The organism is Klebsiella sp. BIGb0132 (genome assembly GCF_024810075.1).
Classification (GTDB): domain Bacteria; phylum Pseudomonadota; class Gammaproteobacteria; order Enterobacterales; family Enterobacteriaceae; genus Klebsiella; species Klebsiella terrigena.
On the sequence record NZ_JANUDW010000003.1, the window covers coordinates 261,271 to 283,279 of the forward strand.

The 22,009-nt window shown below is 56.0% G+C and carries 15 protein-coding genes; 9 read left to right on the forward strand and 6 right to left on the reverse strand.

The window, feature by feature from the left end:
• Positions 1-199 precede the first annotated feature (199 nt).
• The 4 genes from aceE (at position 200) to M2416_RS12750 (ending at position 6,967) form a co-directional block, all read left to right on the forward strand.
• Entirely contained in the window at positions 200-2,863 is a 2,664-nt protein-coding gene (aceE, locus tag M2416_RS12735) for a pyruvate dehydrogenase (acetyl-transferring), homodimeric type (RefSeq protein ID WP_041144072.1), read from the forward strand.
• 14 nt (positions 2,864-2,877) lie between these two features.
• Entirely contained in the window at positions 2,878-4,770 is a 1,893-nt protein-coding gene (aceF, locus tag M2416_RS12740) for a pyruvate dehydrogenase complex dihydrolipoyllysine-residue acetyltransferase (protein ID WP_045859856.1), read from the forward strand.
• A gap of 325 nt (positions 4,771-5,095) precedes the next feature.
• Positions 5,096-6,520 (forward strand): dihydrolipoyl dehydrogenase, encoded by a 1,425-nt coding sequence (gene lpdA, locus M2416_RS12745; protein WP_041147519.1) that lies wholly within the window; start codon positions 5,096-5,098, stop codon positions 6,518-6,520.
• Positions 6,521-6,682: 162 nt separating this feature from the next.
• Positions 6,683-6,967, forward strand: a complete 285-nt coding sequence (locus M2416_RS12750) for a hypothetical protein (RefSeq protein WP_041144074.1) — start codon at positions 6,683-6,685, stop codon at positions 6,965-6,967.
• Positions 6,968-6,987: 20 nt separating this feature from the next.
• Here M2416_RS12750 and M2416_RS12755 read toward each other — a convergent pair whose 3' ends face one another.
• Both M2416_RS12755 and M2416_RS12760 read right to left on the reverse strand, forming a co-directional pair.
• A complete protein-coding gene (locus M2416_RS12755; protein WP_259224268.1) occupies positions 6,988-7,809 on the reverse strand; it encodes a DUF2950 domain-containing protein in 822 nt (273 codons plus the stop codon).
• Between the two features lie 10 nt (positions 7,810-7,819).
• Positions 7,820-9,436, reverse strand: a complete 1,617-nt coding sequence (locus M2416_RS12760; RefSeq protein WP_076946373.1) for a DUF3300 domain-containing protein — start codon at positions 9,434-9,436, stop codon at positions 7,820-7,822.
• A 456-nt stretch (positions 9,437-9,892) separates the two neighbouring features.
• Here M2416_RS12760 and acnB point away from each other — a divergent pair, with 456 nt between their 5' ends.
• Both acnB and yacL read left to right on the forward strand, forming a co-directional pair.
• A complete protein-coding gene (acnB, locus tag M2416_RS12765; RefSeq protein WP_259224271.1) occupies positions 9,893-12,490 on the forward strand; it encodes a bifunctional aconitate hydratase 2/2-methylisocitrate dehydratase in 2,598 nt (865 codons plus the stop codon).
• Positions 12,491-12,674: 184 nt separating this feature from the next.
• Entirely contained in the window at positions 12,675-13,037 is a 363-nt protein-coding gene (gene yacL / locus M2416_RS12770; protein WP_041144078.1) for a protein YacL, read from the forward strand.
• A 32-nt stretch (positions 13,038-13,069) separates the two neighbouring features.
• Here the strand turns inward: yacL and speD are convergent, their stop codons facing one another.
• From speD to M2416_RS12785, 3 genes are all read right to left on the reverse strand, one after another.
• Entirely contained in the window at positions 13,070-13,864 is a 795-nt protein-coding gene (gene speD / locus M2416_RS12775) for an adenosylmethionine decarboxylase (protein WP_041144079.1), read from the reverse strand.
• A gap of 14 nt (positions 13,865-13,878) precedes the next feature.
• Entirely contained in the window at positions 13,879-14,748 is an 870-nt protein-coding gene (gene speE / locus M2416_RS12780; RefSeq protein WP_041144080.1) for a polyamine aminopropyltransferase, read from the reverse strand.
• Positions 14,749-14,915: 167 nt separating this feature from the next.
• Complete coding sequence (locus M2416_RS12785; protein ID WP_095104103.1) at positions 14,916-15,263, reverse strand: YacC family pilotin-like protein; 348 nt, start codon at positions 15,261-15,263, stop codon at positions 14,916-14,918.
• Between the two features lie 144 nt (positions 15,264-15,407).
• Here M2416_RS12785 and cueO point away from each other — a divergent pair, with 144 nt between their 5' ends.
• Complete coding sequence (gene cueO, locus M2416_RS12790; protein ID WP_076946371.1) at positions 15,408-16,976, forward strand: multicopper oxidase CueO; 1,569 nt, start codon at positions 15,408-15,410, stop codon at positions 16,974-16,976.
• Positions 16,977-17,044: 68 nt separating this feature from the next.
• Here cueO and M2416_RS12795 read toward each other — a convergent pair whose 3' ends face one another.
• Entirely contained in the window at positions 17,045-19,435 is a 2,391-nt protein-coding gene (locus M2416_RS12795; RefSeq protein ID WP_259224277.1) for a glucose/quinate/shikimate family membrane-bound PQQ-dependent dehydrogenase, read from the reverse strand.
• A 402-nt stretch (positions 19,436-19,837) separates the two neighbouring features.
• Here M2416_RS12795 and M2416_RS12805 point away from each other — a divergent pair, with 402 nt between their 5' ends.
• Entirely contained in the window at positions 19,838-21,064 is a 1,227-nt protein-coding gene (locus M2416_RS12805; RefSeq protein WP_259224279.1) for a tyrosine-type recombinase/integrase, read from the forward strand.
• A gap of 91 nt (positions 21,065-21,155) precedes the next feature.
• On the forward strand, positions 21,156-21,989 hold the full coding sequence (locus M2416_RS12810; RefSeq protein ID WP_259224280.1) for a hypothetical protein: 834 nt from the start codon (positions 21,156-21,158) through the stop codon (positions 21,987-21,989).
• The last annotated feature ends 20 nt before the right edge of the window (positions 21,990-22,009 follow it).

Genomic DNA, 22,009 nt, shown 5'->3' on the forward strand with positions numbered 1-22,009 from the left:
TTATTGTGCTTTTGGTTGTTCAAATAGTTCGGGTTATATCGCGGCGGCAAGCGCGCGAATCCCCGGGAGCATAGCTAACTATGTGACCGGGGTGAGGAAGCGCAGCCAACAAAGAGATAACCTGAAATATGAAGAACAAAGAGTGCAATGGGACAGGTTCCAGATTAATCAACGATTAGATAGATAAGGAATACCCCCCATGTCAGAACGTTTACCAAATGACGTGGATCCGATCGAAACTCGCGACTGGCTACAGGCGATCGAATCGGTCATCCGTGAAGAAGGTGTTGAGCGCGCTCAGTATCTGATTGACCAACTCCTTTCTGAAGCCCGCAAAGGCGGGGTGAAGGTTGCTGCTGGCACATCTACTGGCAGTTACGTCAACACTATTGCCGTTGAAGATGAACCGGAATACCCGGGGAATCTCGATCTGGAACGTCGAATTCGTTCTGCGATTCGCTGGAACGCCATCATGACCGTTCTGCGCGCATCGAAAAAGGATCTTGAGCTGGGCGGCCACATGGCTTCCTTCCAGTCCTCCGCAACCTTCTATGAAGTGTGCTTTAACCACTTCTTCCGTGCGCGCAACGAGCAGGATGGCGGCGACCTGGTTTACTTCCAGGGCCACATCTCTCCAGGCGTCTACGCACGTGCGTTCCTCGAAGGTCGTCTGACTGAAGAGCAGATGAACAACTTCCGTCAGGAAGTACATGGCAAAGGCCTCTCTTCCTACCCGCACCCGAAACTGATGCCGACCTTCTGGCAGTTCCCGACCGTCTCCATGGGTCTGGGCCCAATCGGTGCAATCTACCAGGCTAAATTCCTGAAATATCTGGAACACCGTGGCCTGAAAGATACTTCCAAACAAACCGTTTACGCCTTCCTGGGCGACGGCGAGATGGATGAGCCGGAATCTAAAGGCGCTATCACCATCGCGACCCGTGAAAAACTGGATAACCTGGTCTTCGTCATCAACTGCAACCTGCAGCGTCTGGACGGCCCGGTCACCGGTAACGGCAAAATCATTAACGAACTGGAAGGCATCTTTGCCGGTGCTGGCTGGAACGTTATCAAGGTTATCTGGGGCGGACGCTGGGATGAGCTGCTGCGTAAAGACACCAGCGGTAAGCTGATTCAGCTGATGAACGAAACCGTTGATGGCGACTACCAGACCTTCAAATCCAAAGACGGTGCCTACGTACGCGAGCACTTCTTCGGTAAATATCCGGAAACCGCAGCGCTGGTTGCCGACTGGACTGACGAGCAGATCTGGGCCCTGAACCGCGGTGGTCACGATCCGAAGAAAGTCTTCGCTGCACTGAAAAAAGCGCAGGAAACCACCGGCAAAGCTACCGTCATCCTGGCCCATACCATCAAAGGTTACGGCATGGGTGATACCGCTGAAGGTAAAAACATCGCTCACCAGGTTAAGAAAATGAACATGGACGGCGTACGCTACGTCCGCGATCGTTTCAACGTGCCGGTTGCCGATGCTGATATCGAAAAACTGCCGTACGTGACCTTCCCGGAAGGTTCCGAAGAGCATACCTATCTGCACGCCCAGCGTGAGAAACTCCACGGCTACCTGCCGACCCGTCAGCCTAACTTCGATGAGAAGCTGGAGCTGCCGACCCTGGGAGATTTCGGTCCGCTGCTGGAAGAGCAGAACAAAGAGATTTCTACCACCATCGCCTTCGTTCGTGCCCTGAACGTGATGCTGAAGAACAAGTCCATTAAAGACCGTCTGGTGCCGATCATCGCCGATGAAGCGCGTACCTTTGGTATGGAAGGCCTGTTCCGTCAGATTGGTATCTACAGCCCGAACGGTCAGCAGTACACCCCGCAGGACCGTGAGCAGGTTGCTTACTATAAAGAAGACGAGAAAGGTCAGATCCTGCAGGAAGGTATCAACGAACTGGGTGCCGGCGCATCCTGGCTGGCTGCTGCGACCTCTTACAGCACCAACAACCTGCCGATGATCCCGTTCTACATCTACTACTCCATGTTCGGGTTCCAGCGTATCGGTGACCTGTGCTGGCAGGCAGGCGATCAGCAGGCTCGCGGCTTCCTGGTCGGCGGTACTTCCGGTCGTACGACGCTGAACGGCGAAGGTCTGCAGCACGAAGATGGTCACAGCCATATTCAGTCTCTGACTATCCCGAACTGTATCTCTTACGATCCGTCTTACGCGTACGAAGTTGCCGTCATCATGCACGATGGCCTGGAGCGTATGTACGGTGAGAAACAAGAGAACGTTTACTACTACATCACCACGCTGAACGAAAACTACCACATGCCGGCAATGCCGGAAGGTGCTGAGGAAGGTATCCGTAAAGGTATCTACAAACTCGACACCCTCGAAGGTAGCAAAGGTAAAGTTCAGCTGCTGGGCTCCGGTTCTATCCTGCGTCACGTGCGTGAAGCAGCAGAGATTCTGGCGAAAGACTACGGCGTCGGTTCTGACGTCTACAGCGTAACTTCCTTCACCGAGCTGGCGCGCGATGGCCAGGACTGTGAGCGTTGGAACATGCTGCACCCGCTGGAAACCCCGCGTGTACCGTACATCGCTCAGGTGATGAACGACGCACCGGCCGTAGCGTCTACTGACTATATGAAACTGTTCGCCGAGCAGGTTCGTACCTATGTACCGGCTGATGATTACCGCGTACTGGGTACCGACGGCTTCGGTCGCTCTGACAGCCGTGAAAACCTGCGTCACCACTTCGAAGTCGATGCTTCCTACGTGGTTGTTGCGGCGCTGGGCGAACTGGCTAAACGTGGTGAAATCGATAAGAAAGTTGTGGCAGAAGCAATCGCCAAATTTAACATCGATGCAGATAAAGTTAACCCGCGTCTGGCGTAAGAGGTAAGAGAATAATGGCTATCGAAATCAACGTACCGGATATCGGGGCAGATGAAGTTGAAATCACCGAAATCCTGGTCAAAGTTGGCGACAAAGTTGAAGCTGAACAGTCGCTGATCACCGTAGAGGGTGACAAAGCCTCTATGGAAGTCCCGTCTCCGCAGGCAGGCGTCGTTAAAGAGATTAAAGTCTCCGTTGGCGACAAAACCGAGACCGGTAAACTTATCATGATTTTCGATTCCGCCGATGGTGCAGCAGCCGCTGCACCTGCGCAGGAAGAGAAAGCAGCAGCGCCAGCTCCGGCCGCTGCACCGGCTGCGGCCGCGGCGAAAGACGTACACGTGCCTGACATCGGCGGCGACGAAGTAGAAGTCACCGAGATCATGGTTAAAGTGGGCGACACCGTTACGGCTGAACAGTCTCTGATTACCGTTGAAGGCGACAAAGCGTCAATGGAAGTCCCGGCACCGTTCGCGGGTACCGTGAAAGAGATCAAAATCAGCGCTGGCGACAAAGTCTCCACCGGCTCGCTGATCATGGTCTTCGAAGTGGCGGGTGCAGCACCTGCCGCAGCGGCAGCAGCACCGGCACAGGCGGCCGCTCCGGCGGCAGCGGCACCGGCTGGCGCGAAAGACGTTAACGTACCGGATATCGGCGGTGACGAAGTTGAAGTGACCGAAGTGATGGTGAAAGTGGGCGACAAAGTTGCCGCTGAACAGTCACTGATCACCGTAGAGGGCGACAAAGCCTCTATGGAAGTTCCGGCTCCGTTCGCGGGTACCGTGAAAGAGATCAAAATCAGCACCGGCGACAAAGTCTCTACCGGCTCGCTGATTATGGTCTTCGAAGTTGAAGGCGCGGCGCCTGCTGCGGCTCCGGCGGCAGCTGCTCCGGCACCTGCAGCGGCTGCACCGGCTCCGGCTGCGAAAGCGGCGGCCCCTGCGGCAAAAGCTGAAGGTAAATCCGAGTTCGCTGAGAACGACGCCTACGTCCACGCGACTCCGCTGATCCGCCGCCTGGCGCGCGAATTTGGCGTGAACCTGGCGAAAGTGAAAGGCTCCGGTCGTAAAGGCCGCATCCTGCGCGAAGACGTTCAGGCCTACGTGAAAGATGCCGTTAAGCGCGCTGAGTCTGCACCTGCTGCCGCTACTGGCGGCGGTATCCCGGGCATGCTGCCGTGGCCGAAAGTGGACTTCAGCAAGTTTGGTGAAGTTGAAGAAGTTGAGCTGGGCCGTATCCAGAAAATCTCTGGTGCTAACCTGAGCCGTAACTGGGTGATGATCCCGCACGTTACGCACTTCGACAAAACCGACATCACTGACCTGGAAGCGTTCCGTAAGCAGCAGAACGCGGAAGCTGAGAAGCGTAAGCTGGACGTGAAATTCACCCCGGTGGTCTTCATCATGAAAGCGGTTGCCGCTGCGCTTGAGCAGATGCCTCGCTTCAACAGCTCCCTGTCCGAAGATGCGCAGCGTCTGACGCTGAAAAAGTACATCAACATCGGTGTAGCGGTTGATACGCCTAATGGTCTGGTTGTTCCGGTCTTCAAGGACGTGAACAAGAAGAGCATTACCGAGCTGTCCCGTGAACTGACGGTGATCTCTAAGAAAGCGCGTGATGGTAAGCTGACTGCTGGCGAAATGCAGGGCGGTTGCTTTACCATCTCCAGCATCGGCGGCCTGGGTACCACCCACTTCGCGCCGATTGTTAACGCGCCGGAAGTGGCTATCCTCGGTGTGTCCAAATCCGCGATGGAACCGGTATGGAATGGTAAAGAGTTCGTTCCGCGTCTGATGATGCCGATCTCTCTCTCCTTCGACCACCGCGTGATCGACGGTGCTGATGGTGCTCGCTTTATTACCATCATCAACAACACCCTGAGCGATATTCGCCGCCTGGTGATGTAAGCGAAAAGCCGGCCTGACGGCCGGCTTTTTTCTGGTAATCTCTCGTGCGTTTTGGGGTTATCAGCAATAAAGGACAAAATCGTTTGCCGTTTGTTGTTTCAAAATTGTTAACAATTTTGTAAAATGCAGGCGGATAGAACGTCCCGGTGGATATAAGGGTATTAATATACATACCCTATGGATTTCTGGATGCAGCAAGGCAGCAAGCGCCAGAATCCCCAGGAGCTTACTCAAGTAAGTGGCTGGGGTGAAGGCGTGAAGCGAACGCAGTTGCGGCCTGAAAGACGACGGGTATGACCGCCGGATACTAACTACAGAGGTCATGATGAGTACTGAAATCAAAACTCAGGTCGTGGTACTTGGGGCTGGTCCCGCAGGTTATTCTGCTGCCTTCCGTTGCGCTGACTTAGGTCTGGAAACCGTCATCGTCGAACGTTACAGCACCCTGGGCGGTGTTTGTCTGAACGTCGGCTGTATCCCTTCTAAAGCGCTGCTGCACGTTGCTAAAGTTATCGAAGAAGCGAAAGCGCTGGCCGATCACGGTATTGTTTTCGGTGAGCCGAAAACCGATATCGACAAAATTCGTACCTGGAAAGAGAAAGTTATCACCCAACTGACCGGCGGTCTGGCCGGTATGGCCAAAGGCCGTAAAGTGAAAGTGGTAAACGGTCTGGGTAAATTTACCGGGGCTAACACCCTGGAAGTTGAAGGCGAAAACGGCAAAACCGTGATCAACTTCGACAACGCAATCATCGCGGCGGGTTCCCGTCCGATCGAACTGCCGTTCATTCCGCATGAAGATCCGCGCGTGTGGGACTCCACCGACGCCCTCGAACTGAAATCCGTACCTAAGCGCCTGCTGGTTATGGGTGGCGGTATCATCGGTCTGGAAATGGGTACCGTTTACCATGCGCTGGGTTCAGAGATTGACGTGGTTGAAATGTTCGACCAGGTTATCCCGGCCGCCGATAAAGACGTGGTGAAAGTCTTCACTAAACGCATCAGCAAGAAGTTCAACCTGATGCTGGAAACCAAAGTGACCGCCGTTGAAGCAAAAGAAGACGGCATCTACGTTTCCATGGAAGGCAAAAAAGCCCCGGCTGAAGCGCAGCGTTACGACGCCGTGCTGGTGGCTATCGGCCGCGTGCCGAACGGTAAAAACCTCGATGCGGGCAAAGCCGGTGTTGAAGTTGACGAACGCGGCTTCATCCGCGTTGATAAGCAGCTGCGTACCAACGTACCGCACATCTTCGCTATCGGCGATATCGTGGGTCAGCCGATGCTGGCGCACAAAGGCGTTCACGAAGGTCACGTTGCCGCAGAAGTTATTTCTGGCCTGAAGCACTACTTCGACCCGAAAGTGATCCCGTCAATCGCCTATACCGAACCGGAAGTTGCCTGGGTTGGTCTGACCGAGAAAGAAGCGAAAGAGAAAGGCATCAGCTACGAAACTGCCACCTTCCCGTGGGCAGCATCCGGCCGTGCGATCGCTTCCGATTGTGCAGACGGTATGACCAAACTGATCTTCGACAAAGAGACCCACCGTGTTATCGGCGGCGCGATTGTCGGTACTAACGGCGGCGAGCTGCTGGGTGAGATCGGTCTGGCTATCGAAATGGGCTGTGACGCAGAAGACATCGCTCTGACCATCCACGCGCACCCGACTCTGCACGAGTCCGTTGGCCTGGCGGCAGAAGTCTTCGAAGGTAGCATCACCGACCTGCCGAACGCGAAAGCGAAGAAAAAGTAACTTTTTCTTTCCGGCAAAAATCAGAAGCGGCTCTGTGAGCCGCTTTTTTTATGCCTGATGTTTAGATCTGTGTCTGCGTTAATAACCCGCCATATCTTATCAACACTTTGAAATTAGTTACTCACTAAACTTATAGGCAGTTAATTATAAGCGAGGTGGGTTATGAAACTCTTTTTAACAACGACTCTGCTGGCGGCAACGCTGGCTTCCGGTATCGCCTGTGCGGCCGATCCTGCGGTGCCCTGGGCTGATAACAGCGGCGGCACTGAGGGGACGCACATTGCGGCGATGGGCCAAAATCTGAACGCCCAGCATCAAATGGTGAGTAAAACGAGCGAAGGCGTTTGGGCGGCGAACTCGGGCAGCATCCAGGGCGATGAAGCCGCACTGAGCAGCACGAAGCCGGCATTTAGCGGCTACCCGCAGCTGATGCCTCATCAGGGCTAAATAACCCGCCCGGCGCTATCTTACGGCGCCGGGCGCTCTTGCTGGTGCTCCAGCGCCTGCCAGCGGCTATCTGGCGCAAACTTCACAATCCCCCTGGCCAGGTCCGCAGTGTTCTCACCTAAATTTGCCTGATACACCCGATCGCGACGATCGATCATAAAGCTCATCACCCCGGTTTCCCCCCACGCGACCGGCCACGCCAGCAGCGTTTCTCCCTGACTGGCTTCGTCGTGAATCATGCGGAAATGATAGCCGTGATAGCCCGCGCCCGGCTCCACGGGGCTAAAGGCTGGCCCCAGCGGGCTGGGGGCTTCACCGGGAGCGGTGGGCCAGTAGAGACCATCTTTCTTGCCGGGACTGCTGATGATTTTCTTAGCCCAGGTATGGTTCAGCTGGTAAAAATCCTGCTGCGCGTCGACGTAGGCATGCATCGCCTGGATCGCGGCGAGCTCATTACGGCCGATCGCGCGGGTCAGGATTTCATCTTCGCCGGCCGCCATGTCAAAGTGCCAGCCCTCGCTGCTCTTGACCATCGGAACGGGCAGTCGCCAGGCTTCGCTCCCGACGTCGAGCCAGGCCGTATCCGCCTGCAGGACGATGCGGTGGCTAATCTTCCAGTCGCGCTGGAAGCGGGCTACGGCGTCCGGATCGATGCCTTCCGGCGGCAAAAACTGCTGCCAGCTATCGCCGAGCAGGGCGGTGAGCGCCGCATCGTTATTTTGCCCAAGGGCCTCGGCCAGCGCGTTGGCCGCCAGCTCCGGAGTGGAGAACTGCTGCTGCGCCAGCGCCATCAGCGGGGAGACTGCCAGCGCCAGCAGAGCCATCCGTAATTGTTTTTTCATCTGCTTATCCTCAGCGACGGCGAATTTCAGGGTGTTCGGCGCGGTGCTCTCTGACCGCAGCGCGCTGCCCGCTGTTCAGGTTAGAGGCGGTACGACTTTGCTGCCCACGCGCCTGCTGGGATTGCCAGGAGGGGGAGCGGCTTTCATTGCCGCTGAGGGCGTTGGCCCGCAGGCTGCTCGCCCTGTGCTGGCGCTGCTCTGGCGTCGCCGACTTGATCTGCGTGCGGCGCTGCTGCTGCTGTTCCGTGGGGTGCTGCGCGCGGGTTTTTGCGGTCTCGCGACGCTGCTGCTGCTGTGGCGTTGGGTTCTGTCGCGCGCTTTTGACCGCTGCGGCAGGCGCCTGGTCGTAGCCGCGATAGTTGCTGCGCTGGGTGGCCTGGTGCAGCTGCTGCGAGGCCGCCTGGCGCTGGGCATCGCGGGAAGAGGTATTCGCGATTCTGTCGCTGGCTGCCGGGCCGCTCCGCTCCTGCAGCTGGGTGAGGGCCGCCTGGCGCTGCTCGTTACGATCGGCCGGCTGCTGCTGGGTTGAGCTTAAACCACCGGCGACGTTGGTCTGATGGAAACGCTGGGAGACGGTGTTATCCGGGTAGGGGATATTGCCGCGATAGACCGGATTATGCTGCCAGCCGGTGCGGTTGCCCGGCAGATTCTGGCCGGTGATATGGTTGAAGTTATTGACGTTGATATTGATGTTATCGCCATTGTGGGAATAACCGCGGTTATAGTCATTGTCATGATGGTAATCATCATCATGATCCCAGTCGATGCTGCTAAATAGCGCCCAGGTCGTCGCTACGCCGAGGCTATAGCCGAAGCCCTTCACGAAGCTGTCGGTAAACTGCTCCCCGGGAGGCGGCGGCAAATAGACCGGCGGATAGGCCGTATTGGGCCAGCTGCCGTATACGGTCGACGGGTTATAGGTTGGAACGTACACCACGTTTGGGTCGGTCGATTCAATTTTGATAATCTGCGTCGGGGCAGGGGCGGCCTGACTCCCCGCGGAGGAGGATGAGGTTGCCGCAGAGGAGGCTGGCGCGGAGACGTTGGCGGTGGTCACTTTCTGCTGCGGCGTCGATTTCAGGCTGCCGGTCTGCTGGGCAAGCGCCCGCAGCCGCTGCACCGAATCCATCACGTCATGCGGCTGCGCTAAAAAAGCATCGCCGAGGTTCTCAACCCACGGCGGATTCTCGCCCATTAGCGCGAGCAGGGCAGGGAAGGCGACGAGCGATTTGACGCTCGGGTCCCAGGGCTGGCCCGCCACCGCCTGAACCGCCGCGTCGCCCTGCATGGAGGGATTATCCTGCGACCACTGCACGGCCTGTATCACGTTGCCGGGATAGGTTGATGCCATCAGCACCTGCGACAGCAGGTTGTCGGGATAGAGCGCGACGGGGGCAACCCATTGATCGATCTGCGCCCGGGTGTAGGTGGTGGTCACCGGCTGCGCGGCGGGTGCCGCAGGCGTTGGGGTTGCAGCAGGAGCCGCCGGTGCGGCCGGCTGAACCTCCGCTGACGCCTCGGCTATCGGCTGTGGTACGCGGCTTTTCAGGTACAGGGTACCCGCGGCGGCTAAAATCCCCGCGCTGCAAATTAGCGCAATGACGTGGGGTTTAAAAAGTCGTGTCATGTTAGCTCCCGGCACAATAATTTGGCCCGTATCCACTGAGTATCGCCGAAAATAGCGTTTCCGAAGGAGTATATGCAGAGCAATTTTCTGTTTTTGATTATTGTTGGGATTGCGGTAGGTTATCTGTAACAGAATTAAATTTATCGCCGTTATCCGCCGCCGGCGAAGCGGGCCGAAGAATCGCTCCGGCGGGCCTGTTCAGGCTGGCACTGACGCCCGGTTAGGCGAATTATTCAGGGGATATATACCGGGAAATGTTCGTAAAGGCTGTAAAATCCTGCCCTTAACGATTCAGCTAATTTTTAATGTTGCTTTTTTGTAAACAGATTAACACCTCCCTTAAATCCTGCTATGCTGCCGACGCGGTATCGGGCATTTACCCTACAAACTGCTGTCTCACAGGAGCGTGAAGAGAATCGCCTACCGCATTTTACAATGAGAGCGAGGAGAACCGTCGTGCTAGAAGAATACCGTAAGCACGTAGCTGAGCGTGCAGCCGTTGGGATTGTTGCCAAACCCTTAGATGCAACCCAAATGGCCGCGCTGGTAGAACTGCTGAAAAACCCGCCAGCGGGTGAAGAAGAATTCCTGTTAGACCTGTTAATTAACCGCGTACCGCCGGGCGTCGACGAAGCCGCCTACGTTAAAGCCGGATTCCTTGCCGCCATCACCAAAGGTGAAGCGACCTCCCCACTGGTTACCCCTGAAAAAGCCGTTGAACTGCTGGGCACCATGCAGGGTGGTTACAACATTCATCCGCTGATTGACGCGCTGGACGATGCTAAACTGGCTCCGATTGCCGCGAAAGCGCTGTCCCATACGCTGCTGATGTTTGATAACTTCTACGATGTAGAAGAGAAAGCGAAAGCAGGTAACGAATACGCTAAGCAGGTGATGCAGTCCTGGGCTGACGCCGAGTGGTTCCTGAGCCGCCCGCAGCTGGCGGAAAAAATCACCGTGACCGTTTTCAAAGTTACCGGTGAAACGAACACCGATGACCTTTCCCCGGCGCCGGACGCGTGGTCCCGCCCGGATATCCCCCTGCACGCGCTGGCGATGCTGAAAAACGCCCGTGAAGGTATCGATCCGGATCAGCCGGGTTCGGTTGGCCCGATCAAGCAAATTGAAGCGCTGCAGAAAAAAGGCTTCCCGCTGGCCTACGTTGGCGACGTTGTCGGTACCGGCTCTTCGCGTAAATCCGCCACCAACTCGGTGCTGTGGTTTATGGGCGACGATATCCCGAACGTGCCGAACAAGCGCGGCGGCGGCCTGTGCCTTGGCGGCAAAATTGCACCAATCTTTTTTAACACGATGGAAGATGCGGGCGCACTGCCGATCGAAGTTGACGTCAACGACCTGAATATGGGCGACGTTATCGACGTTTACCCGTTCAAAGGCGAAGTGCGTAACCACGAAACCGATGCGCTGCTGGCGACCTTCGAGCTGAAAACCGACGTACTGATCGATGAAGTCCGCGCCGGTGGCCGTATTCCGCTGATTATCGGTCGTGGCCTGACGACTCGCGCGCGCGACGCCCTGGGTCTGCCGCACAGCACGGCCTTCCGTCAGGCGAAAGACGTTGCCGAAAGCACCAGCGGCTACTCGCTGGCGCAAAAAATGGTTGGCCGCGCCTGTGGCGTAACCGGTATTCGTCCTGGCGCCTACTGTGAGCCGAAGATGACCTCCGTTGGCTCCCAGGATACCACCGGTCCGATGACCCGTGACGAGCTGAAAGACCTGGCGTGCCTGGGCTTCTCTACGGACCTGGTGATGCAGTCCTTCTGCCATACCGCGGCCTATCCGAAGCCGGTCGACGTGACCACGCACCATACTCTGCCTGACTTCATTATGAACCGCGGCGGCGTCTCTCTGCGTCCGGGCGATGGCGTTATCCACTCGTGGCTGAACCGTATGCTGCTGCCGGACACCGTCGGTACCGGCGGTGACTCCCATACCCGTTTCCCGATCGGTATCTCCTTCCCGGCGGGCTCTGGTCTGGTCGCGTTTGCGGCTGCCACCGGCGTCATGCCGCTGGATATGCCGGAATCCGTGCTGGTGCGCTTCAAAGGGAAGATGCAGCCGGGGATCACCCTGCGCGATCTGGTTCACGCCATCCCGCTGTACGCCATCAAGCAGGGCCTGCTGACCGTTGAGAAGAAAGGGAAGAAAAACATCTTCTCCGGACGCATTCTGGAAATCGAAGGCCTGCCGGATCTGAAAGTTGAGCAGGCGTTTGAGCTCACCGACGCCTCCGCCGAGCGTTCTGCAGCCGGCTGTACCATCAAGCTGAACCAGGCGCCGATCGTTGAGTATCTGAACTCCAACATCGTTCTGCTGAAGTGGATGATTGCCGAAGGTTACGGCGATCGCCGCACCCTGGAGCGTCGCGTTCAGGGGATGGAAAAATGGCTGGCGGATCCGCAGCTGCTCGAAGCCGATGCGGATGCGGAATATGCCGCGGTTATCGACATCGATCTGGCGGATATCAAAGAGCCGATCCTCTGCGCACCGAACGATCCGGACGACGCTCGTCTGCTGTCCGACGTTCAGGGTGAGAAGATCGACGAAGTCTTTATCGGCTCCTGTATGACCAACATCGGCCACTTCCGTGCGGCAGGTAAGCTGCTGGATAACCATAAAGGCCAGCTGCCGACCCGCCTGTGGGTGGCTCCGCCAACCCGTATGGATGCGGCTCAGCTGACCGAAGAAGGCTACTACAGCGTCTTTGGTAAGAGCGGCGCGCGTATCGAAATCCCGGGCTGCTCCCTGTGCATGGGCAACCAGGCGCGCGTAGCCGACGGTGCGACGGTGGTTTCCACCTCAACCCGTAACTTCCCGAACCGTCTGGGGACCGGCGCGAACGTCTACCTGGCTTCCGCTGAGCTGGCGGCCGTGGCTTCCCTGCTCGGCAAGCTGCCGACGCCGGAGGAGTACCAGACCTTCGTCGCTCAGGTCGATCAGACGGCAGCGGATACCTACCGCTACCTGAACTTCAACCAGCTGGATCAGTACACTGAGAAAGCGGATGGGGTTATTTTCCAGACTGCGGTATAAGGTCACGCGTCAGCTCGCCTGACGAACTGGCTGTAAAGTCTCCAGTGCCCGGTGAACATTGCGTCACCGGGCATTTTTATTTCCAATCCTTCATCCCCCACGCTTTTTTTCTTCCCCGGTGCTGCGATAATTACGCTATGGGTACAGTGCAGCGTGACGCATTGCCCTTGCAGAGGAAGAGACTATGGATTACGAATTTCTGCGCGATATTACCGGAGCGGTAAAGGTGCGGATGGCGATGGGCCACGAAGTGGTGGGGCACTGGTTTAATGAAGAGGTGAAGGATAATCTCGCCCTGCTGGACGAAGTGGAACAGGCCGCGCGTACCGTAAAAGGCAGCGAGCGCTCATGGCAGCGTGCCGGGCATGAGTACACGTTATGGTTAGACGGCGAGGAGGTCATGATTCGCGCTAACCAGCTGGAGATTTCCGGCGATGAAATTGAAGAAGGGATGAGCTACTACGACGAAGAGAGCTTCTCCCTCTGCGGCGTCGAAGACTTTCTGCAGGTCGTTGCCGCCTACCGCGAGTTTGTGCAACAGCGCTGAACCCGGCGGAGCCTCCGTGCTCCGCCAACGCTCTACACTGCCGGAATATTGCGCGCGTAGTAAATCTCGCGCATCTCCTTCCACAGCAGGTCGGTAATGACCCTGCGCTCCTCTTCGCTTAAATCTTCTGGCCTGGTATGGAACATGTAGTGCTTCAGGTCGAACTCTTTCAGCAGCATCTTGCTGTGGAAGATATTCTCCTGGTACACGTTGACGTCCACCATGTCATACAGCGACTTGATGTCGTCGGACATAAAGTTCTGTATTGAGTTAATTTCATGATCGATAAAGTGCTTCATCCCGTTGATATCACGCGTAAAACCGCGAACGCGGTAGTCAATGGTGACGATATCGGATTCCAGCTGGTGGATGAGGTAGTTCAGCGCCTTCAGCGGCGAAATGACGCCGCAGGTTGATACTTCAATATCAGCGCGGAAGGTACAGAGCCCGCCCTCGGGATGGCTTTCCGGGTAGGTATGGACGCAGATATGGCTTTTATCGAGATGGGCGACCACGGTTTCCGGCAGCGGGCCAGGATGCTCGCTTTGATCGATAAGCTGCGGGTCAATCGGTTCTTCACTGACCAGAATGGTGACGCTGGCGCCCTGCGGCTCATAATCCTGGCGCGCGATATTCAGGATATTGGCGCCGATTATCGAGCAGGTCTCGGACAAAATCTCGGTCAGGCGGTTGGCGTTATAGAGTTCATCGATATAGGCGATATAGCCGTCGCGCTCTGCCGCCGTTTTGGCGTAGCAGATATCGTAAATGCAAAAACTCAGGCTCTTGGTCAGGTTGTTAAAGCCGTGCAGCTTCAATTTTTTCAATTTAGTTCACCCCCTTATTTAAGATCGCTGACGGACAGCGCATCCAGCAGATATTGCGGTAGGGCGAATGCCGCCGTATGAATTGCCGGGTTGTAATAGCGGCACTTGAGGTTTGCTTTGTGGAAGCGCGCCTGGATAATTTCGCTGGAAAGATGGCGCAGCGCGTCATTGTCCGTCGCCCAGGCGAAGGTCATGATGCCGCCGTAATAGGTGGGCACCGCTGCCTGATAGAAGCTGACGTCGCTGAAGTAGTGGCCCAGCTTGCGGTGGCTGTCGACGGCTTCATCCTGCTGCAGAAAGCTCACGCCGTTCTGGGCGACAAAGATCCCGCCGGGGTTCAGGCAGCGCTTACAGCCGGCATAGAACGCCGAGGTGAACAGGCTCTCGCCGGGACCGATGGGGTCGGTGCAGTCGGAGATGATGACGTCAAACGTTTGCGTCGTCTGGTTAACAAAATTGACGCCGTCGTCGATAACCAGCGTAAAGCGCGGATCGTCGTAGGCGCCGGCGCTGTGGTTTGGCAGGTACTGACGGCAGAAAGAGACCACGCCCGCGTCAATCTCAACCATCGTGATCGTTTCGATATGCGGATGACGGGAGACTTCGCGCAGCATGGCGCCGTCGCCGCCGCCGATGATCAGCACGTGCTTCGCCTGGCCGTGGGCCAGCAGCGGAACGTGGGTCATCATTTCATGATAGATAAACTCATCGCGCTCGGTGGTTTGCACCACGCCGTCCAGCGCCATCACGCGGCCAAAGGCGGCGTTGTCAAAAATGATCAAATCCTGATGATCGGTCTTCTCGTGATACAGCACGTTATCAACGGTAAAATACTGACCAAAATGGTCGTGCAGTGTTTCATGCCACAGTTTGCTATCGGCCACGGATTGATTCCTCCTTTGTTAACATCTGTTACACCCGTAAAAAACGAGCGCAACATCATAGCCAACTATAGATGAGGATGCACGGCGGATATTTCAGCAATGCGCGCGCGGGCGAATACGCCTGAAAATGGAGGCGATAAGCTGACGGTTATTTTATGGCGGCGACGTTATTTAACGTAAGCCAGCAGGCTTAGCGAATCGCGCGCCAGCGCTTTACATTTTTTGGGGGTCGAAATCTTGATGCCGCTGAGATCGCGGTAGCTGTCTTCGCCGAGCGCTTTCATATTAAAGCTGTCGTAGTTGCTCAGATCCCATTGATTCTGTTGAGCAAAAAAGACCAGCGCGCGACGGATCTGGGTATTAGGCAGGTTCTGGTAACCGCAGTCGTTTTTCAGAAAAACAAATACCGCTGTTAAATCAGCCATATCTTCCGCTTCAGACTCGCTTAACGCGTAGCTATTGGCGGATAGTGCAAGCAGGCTGCCGAGCACTAGTGTTCTGCAAAGCGTCTTCATTTTGTTTACCATTGAATCACGGACGAACAAAGTTAGCATACTTCTTTACATGACGCCGAGCTTTATTCTTACTCTTCTGCTTGACCTTCCCGTTGCTGGAGGGTTTAAGCTCAAAAGTTCACCAGCAGAATAAAAGGATGTGAAATGCAACGTCGTGAATTTATCAAATTAACCGCCGCGCTTAGCGCGTTCAGCGCGCTTCCGCTCTGGAGCCGCTCGGCATTTGCCGCTGCTCGCCCGGCATTGCCGATACCTGAACTGCTTGCCGCCGACGCGCGAAATCGCATCACGTTAACCATTCAGGCAGGGAAAACCCAGTTTGGTCCCCATAGCGCCACCACCTGGGGCTATAACGGTAATCTGCTGGGCCCCGCGCTGCGCCTCAAAAAAGGGGAGGCGGTCACCGTGGATATTCATAACCGCCTGGCCGAAGAGACCACCGTGCACTGGCACGGCCTGGAGGTTCCAGGCGAAGTTGACGGCGGGCCACACGGGATCATTGCGCCAGGAGCTTCCCGCAGCGTGAGCTTCACGCCGGCGCAGCGGGCCGCCACCTGCTGGTTCCACCCGCATCAGCACGGTAAAACCGGGCGCCAGGTGGCGATGGGGCTGGCGGGGCTGGTGCTGATTTCCGATGAGGAGAGCGAGCGCCTGCTGCTGCCCAAGCAGTGGGGGATCGATGACGTGCCGGTGATCGTGCAGGATAAGCGCTTCACCGCCGCCGGCGAAATTGACTATCAGCTCGATATCATGAGCGCGGCCGTCGGCTGGTTTGGCGACACGCTGCTGACCAACGGGGCGCTCTATCCCGAGCACGCCGCCCCGCGCGGCTGGCTGCGCCTGCGCCTGCTTAACGGCTGCAACGCCCGCTCGCTCAATTTCTCAACCAGCGACGGCCGACCGATGTACGTGGTAGCCAGCGACGGCGGGCTGCTTGCCGAGCCGGTCAAGGTGAGCGAGCTGCCGGCATTGATGGGGGAACGCTTTGAAGTGCTGGTGGATACCCGCGACGGCAAAGCCTTCGATCTGATCACGCTGCCGGTCAGCCAGATGGGCATGGCGATTGCCCCGTTCGACAAGCCGCAGCCGGTGCTGCGCGTCCAGCCGTTGACGATTCAGGCATCCGGCCAGCTGCCGGATACCCTGGCGGCGATGCCCGGACTGCCGCCGCTGGCTGGCCTGACCCAGCGCACGCTGCAGCTGTCGATGGATCCGATGCTGGATATGATGGGCATGCAGGCGCTGATGAAAAAGTACGGCGACGGCGCGATGTCAGGCATGCACCACGGCGGCATGATGGATAGCGGCAGCATGGGAAATATGAACCACGCGGGTATGGGGCAGATGAACCACGGCGACGGCGCGTTCGATTTCCACAACGCCAACCGTATCAACGGCAAAGCTTTTGATATGGACGTACCGATGTTCGCTGCGGCGAAGGGAGAGTATGAGCGCTGGGTCATCTCCGGCAAAGGCGACATGATGCTGCACCCGTTCCACATCCACGGTACCCAGTTCCGCATTCTGTCGGAAAACGGCCGCCCGCCCGCCGCGCATCGGACGGGGTGGAAAGATACCGTGCGGGTCGACGGCGGCGTCAGCGAAGTGCTGGTCAAGTTTGACCACGAGGCGCCGAAGGAGTTTGCCTATATGGCGCACTGCCATCTGCTGGAGCATGAGGATACCGGCATGATGCTCGGCTTTACGGTCTAGCCCGGCCCCTGTTGTGCAAAAGAAAAGGCCCGGTTCTCACCGGGCCTTTTGCTCTTCAACTGCAGCGGTTATTTCGCTTCGTCCGGCAGGGCGTAAGCGACGATGTAGTCACCCATCTTCGTCCCGAACGAACCGTGGCCGCCGGCGGAGATGACAACATACTGCTTGCCATCGACCTCGTAGGTCATCGGCGTTGCCTGGCCACCCGCCGGCAGGCGGGCCTGCCACAGCTTCTCACCGTTGCTCATATTGTACGCGCGCAGGTAGTTATCTGCGGTAGCGCCAATAAACAGCACGTTACCCGCCGTGGAGATTGGGCCGCCCAGCATCGGCATGCCGAGCGTAAACGGCACCTGGACCGGCATCGGGAACGGCAGGCTGTCCTGCGGCGTCCCGATACGTTTTTTCCACACCACTTCGTTGGTCTTCAGATCCAGCGCGGAGATGTAGCCCCAGGCCGGCTGTTTGCACGGCAGGCCAAACGGCGACAGGAAGGCGTTGAGAGTTACGCCATACGGCACGCCGTACTGCGGCTGCACGCCGGACTCGGTGCCGGAGCCTTTCGCATCTTTTGGCGGCTCCATCGGGTTGCCCGGGCCGCGTGGGATCAGCTTAGAGACGAACGGCAGCGCCATCGGGTTGGCGATCGCCACCTGACGGTTCGGATCGACGGAGATACCGCCCCATTCGAACATGCCGAGGTTACCCGGGAATACCAGCGTGCCTTGCTCAGAAGGCGGGGTGAAGATGCCTTCATAGCGCAGCTGGTGGAAGATAACGCGGCACACCAGCTGGTCGAACATGGTGGCGCCCCACATATCCGCACCGGTCAAATCTTTCTTCGGACGGAAGCTCAGGTCGGAGAACGGCTGCGTTTTGGCAACGTAATCGCCTTTCGCCGCGCCCTGCGGAACCGGTCTTTCCGGCGCCGGGACGACCAGCTCGCCGTTACGACGGTCCAGAACGAAGATGTTACCGGTTTTGGCCGGCGCGTAGATAACCGGTACGGTTTTACCGTTGACGTCAATATCTGCGAGGGTTGGCTGCGACGGCATATCCATATCCCACAGATCGTGATGAACGGTCTGATAGTTCCATACCAGTTTACCGGTGGTCGCGTTCAGCGCGACGATAGAGCTGGCGTAACGCTCCTGCTCCGGCGTACGGTTGCCGCCCCAGATATCCGGCGTGGTGACGCCCATCGGCAGATAGACTAAATCCAGCTTCGCGTCATAGGCCGCTGGCGCCCACGAGTTAGGGGAGTTAAGCGTAAAGTGGTGCTGGTCGTCGGGGATCGCGTTCGGGTCTTTGGCACCCGGATCGAACACCCACTGCAGCTTGCCGGTATTGACGTCGAAACCGCGAATCACGCCCGACGGCTCGCGGGTAGAGAAGTTATCGGTCACCGCGCCGGCGATGATAATGGTGGTATCGGTAACGATCGGCGGTGATGTCGGTTCGTACATCCCCGGGGTGGTCACCGGCATGTTGGTCTGCAGGTTGAGAATGCCTTTGTTGGCAAAGGATTCACACAGCTGGCCGTTGTCGGCGTTAATGGCGAACAGGCGACCGTCGTTGACCGGCAGGATGATGCGGCGCGGGCAGTTGGCGACGACGTCAGCCGGCGCGCTGTCGGCCTTCGCTTCGTGGTAAGAGACGCCGCGGCAGGTCACGTGCTGGAAGGACGGGTCCGCGTTCAGCTGCGGATCGAAGTGCCATTTCTCTTTCCCGGTTGCCGCGTCCAGGGCGAACAAACGCTGGTGGGCAGTACACAGGTAGAGCATGTTGCCGACCTTAATCGGCGTCACTTCGTTAGTGATTTCACCCGGATCGTTCGGCTGCTTCAGGTCGCCGGTGCGGAACACCCAGGCTTCCTTGAGGTTCTTCACGTTATCGGCGTTGATTTGCTTCAGCGGCGAATAGCGCTGGCCCTCCTGGTTACGGCCGTATGCCGGCCAGTCGCCGTCGGCAACGGCGGAGATCGGGGCCGCAGGCGTGGCGTTGGCGCTCAGGGTGCCGTTCACTTCCTGCGGATCGTTAAATCCGGCCCAGGTCAGGATCCCGCCGCTGATCAGCAGGGCGATAACCAGCCCGGCAACCGCGCCGGCGGAAGGGACGGGCAGGCGACGCCAGACGAAGGGCAAAATCAGCCAGATGCCGAAGAACACCAGGATATCGCTACGCGGGGTGAGCGCCCAGAAGTCAAAGCCGACCTCCCAGACTCCCCAAATCATGGTGGCGAGAAGCAGCGCGGCGTACAGCCAGAGCGCAGAACGCTTACCGCGCAGCAGCATTACGGTGACGGCGAGCATCACCAGGCCGGCAATCGGGTAGTACCAGGAGCCGCCGATAGCCGCCAGCCATACCCCGCCAACGAGAAGATAGAGACCGCAAAACGCTGCAAAGAGTGCAGTCAGCGTCACGAGTCGCCGTGATTGTTGAGATTTTGTTTCTGCCATAGAAAGATACTCGTTTTGTTTGTTAATTTTTTAGATGCAATTAATTATAGGATTTAACAAGTGTGATCGGAATCACAAAATAGCTTTTATTATTCCCTGCACCGCAGATTTATTTTTACTGGTATACTGGTCAGCTTGCCGGTCAACGTCGATGTGAGAGCAGCGGCTTTGATGATTTATCTTAAGAATCAAATGGTTAGTTTAATGAAACATACTGTAGAAGCAAAAAACTTCATGTTTTCATGCTTTTATATTATTTCGTGAATTCGCTATTTTGATTTTTATTATCAGTAAGATACGATTGTTTTTGTTCGTATGTTTATGCGTTTTTTTTGACTGTAGCAACGAACGGTGTATCAATCGGTGTATCAATCGCAATCACGAATCCAGGCGGGGCGGGCTATGGCGGGCACTAACAAGCTAAGTGATAAAAAGCTCAAGGCACTCCAGGGAGCCAGCCGTGATGCGCCAGAAATGTATGCTGATGGTGAAGGTTTAAGCGTCAGGGCATCAAAACAGGGTCAACTGAGTTGGGTATTCTCGTACCGGTTGGGTGGAAGGGGTAGCAAACTCGAACGTTTAACGCTTGGCCGTTACCCTGATTTGTCGCTAAAAGCTGCGAGAGAAAAGCGGGAAAAGTGTCGTCAGTGGTTGGCTGGTGGTCTTGATCCAAAAACAGAGCTTGAACTGAGCACCGAAGAAACGCTTAAACCTGTGACAGTACAGGATGCTCTCGAATACTGGCTGGTGAATTACGCCAGGAGAAAGCGCAGTGATGAGGAGCTGGTAAGGGCACAGCTACGCAAGCATATTTACCCGCGCCTGGGTCGTTATCCCCTCACCAGATGTGAAACCCGTCATTGGGTGGCCTGTTTTGATGAAATAAATCAGACCAAACCCATGACCGCCGGACGCATGTTCCAGATTTCTAAACAGGCGTTACGTTTTTGCAAGGTGCGCCGCTATGCCGCCAGTGATGCTCTGGCTTTTCTCACCATTCAGGATGTAGGCCAGCCATCCGGCCAACGTGACCGCGTATTGTCAGATAGTGAGTTGGCTGATGTGTGGCGCTGCACTGACGGCGATGATCAGCAGCCGTATTATTCCCGTCTTCTCAAAATGCTGGTGCTGTTTGGTGCTCGAACGATGGAAGTTCGTCTCTCTCGATGGTCAGAGTGGGATTTTACCTCATGGATTTGGACAGTACCGAAAGAGCACAGTAAAACCCGTGAGAAAATCGTGAGATCGATACCTGAAGCAATACGTCCGTGGCTTGAAGAGTTAAAAGGCGAGACAGGCAAAACGGGACTACTGCTTGGAGAAGATCGTACCCGTCAGGCTGTATCATTGAAGGGGCGCAGGCTTTTTAAAGATTTCCATCATAACGAGCCGTGGACTCTTCACGATCTGCGGCGCACGTTCTCCACGGGGCTAAACAATATGGGCATAGCACCGCATATTGTAGAGCTGCTGCTGGGTCATGCCCTACCGGGCGTCATGGCTATTTATAACCGTAGCCTGTACTTGCCGGAGAAGCTGGACGCTCTGAACAAATGGCATGAACGCTTAGAACTTCTTGCGGGTAATCATAAAAATGTGCTTCTGTTACCTGTAGCGAATAGAGATTAAATTGATATTGCGGGTCTAGGTCGGCCAACCGAAAAGCGGGAAACCCTACCCGCCTGGCTCGCAAGTTATTAGGGGCGTTGAGGGTGACGATATGGGTATGCCATTGCGTGAGTATTACCGAATTCATCGGGCCGCAGAGTTACTGAAATGTGAAGTCGAAGATTTGCTACATTGGGCATCTGTCGGAGCTATTAAATTATACACTACCTTTGAATCTGGCAGTGGAGTTGTTCGTTTTTTTGGTGATGGTATAGATAAAAAAGATAGGGATTTAAAATATTTTACAGAGGCGCATTTTGAATCATCTTTATCACTTAAAAGTGAATTTTTAAAAACACCAGTTATTTCAGATGGATTCTCTTATGTGTTTGGAACTGGTGACAATCAGTGCTTAGAGAGTATACCTGGTAATCATTATTCGTGTGGTTTTAGTGGGCTGTGGGCATTACCTTACTCAGCCTACGGCATTGGGGTTTTATATGCACTCCAGCCGAGGATGTATGATTTATGGACTTCAGTGAATAGTAAAATGTTCATTTCCTTTGATATGGATTCCCCACTGGATTTTGATGTTAACAGCCTTTTTATGGTTAAATCTGATTTTGTACTAATTAAAGAGAGTAAAGATGGTAATGAACTCCCAAGTTATATTAATGGTGGCGTGAGGAAACCACATTTAGATAATGGAACTTCTGCAACAAGACCAGGCGTGAAAAATTATCATGCGGAAAACCGTGAGGAAGTTCTTAAGGCAGCATTGTATTTGAAAAAATACAATCCAGAGGAATGTACAAATTTTACTAACTGGGCCGAAGCCATCAATAATCATGCGCATAAATTCTGGAGTGATGGCGAAACTCCTTTGTCTGTAAAGTCTATGACTGACCTACTTAGTAAAGCGCACAAACTCCCCTCTGAGAAATAGTTCATTTGATCCCGAGTTAA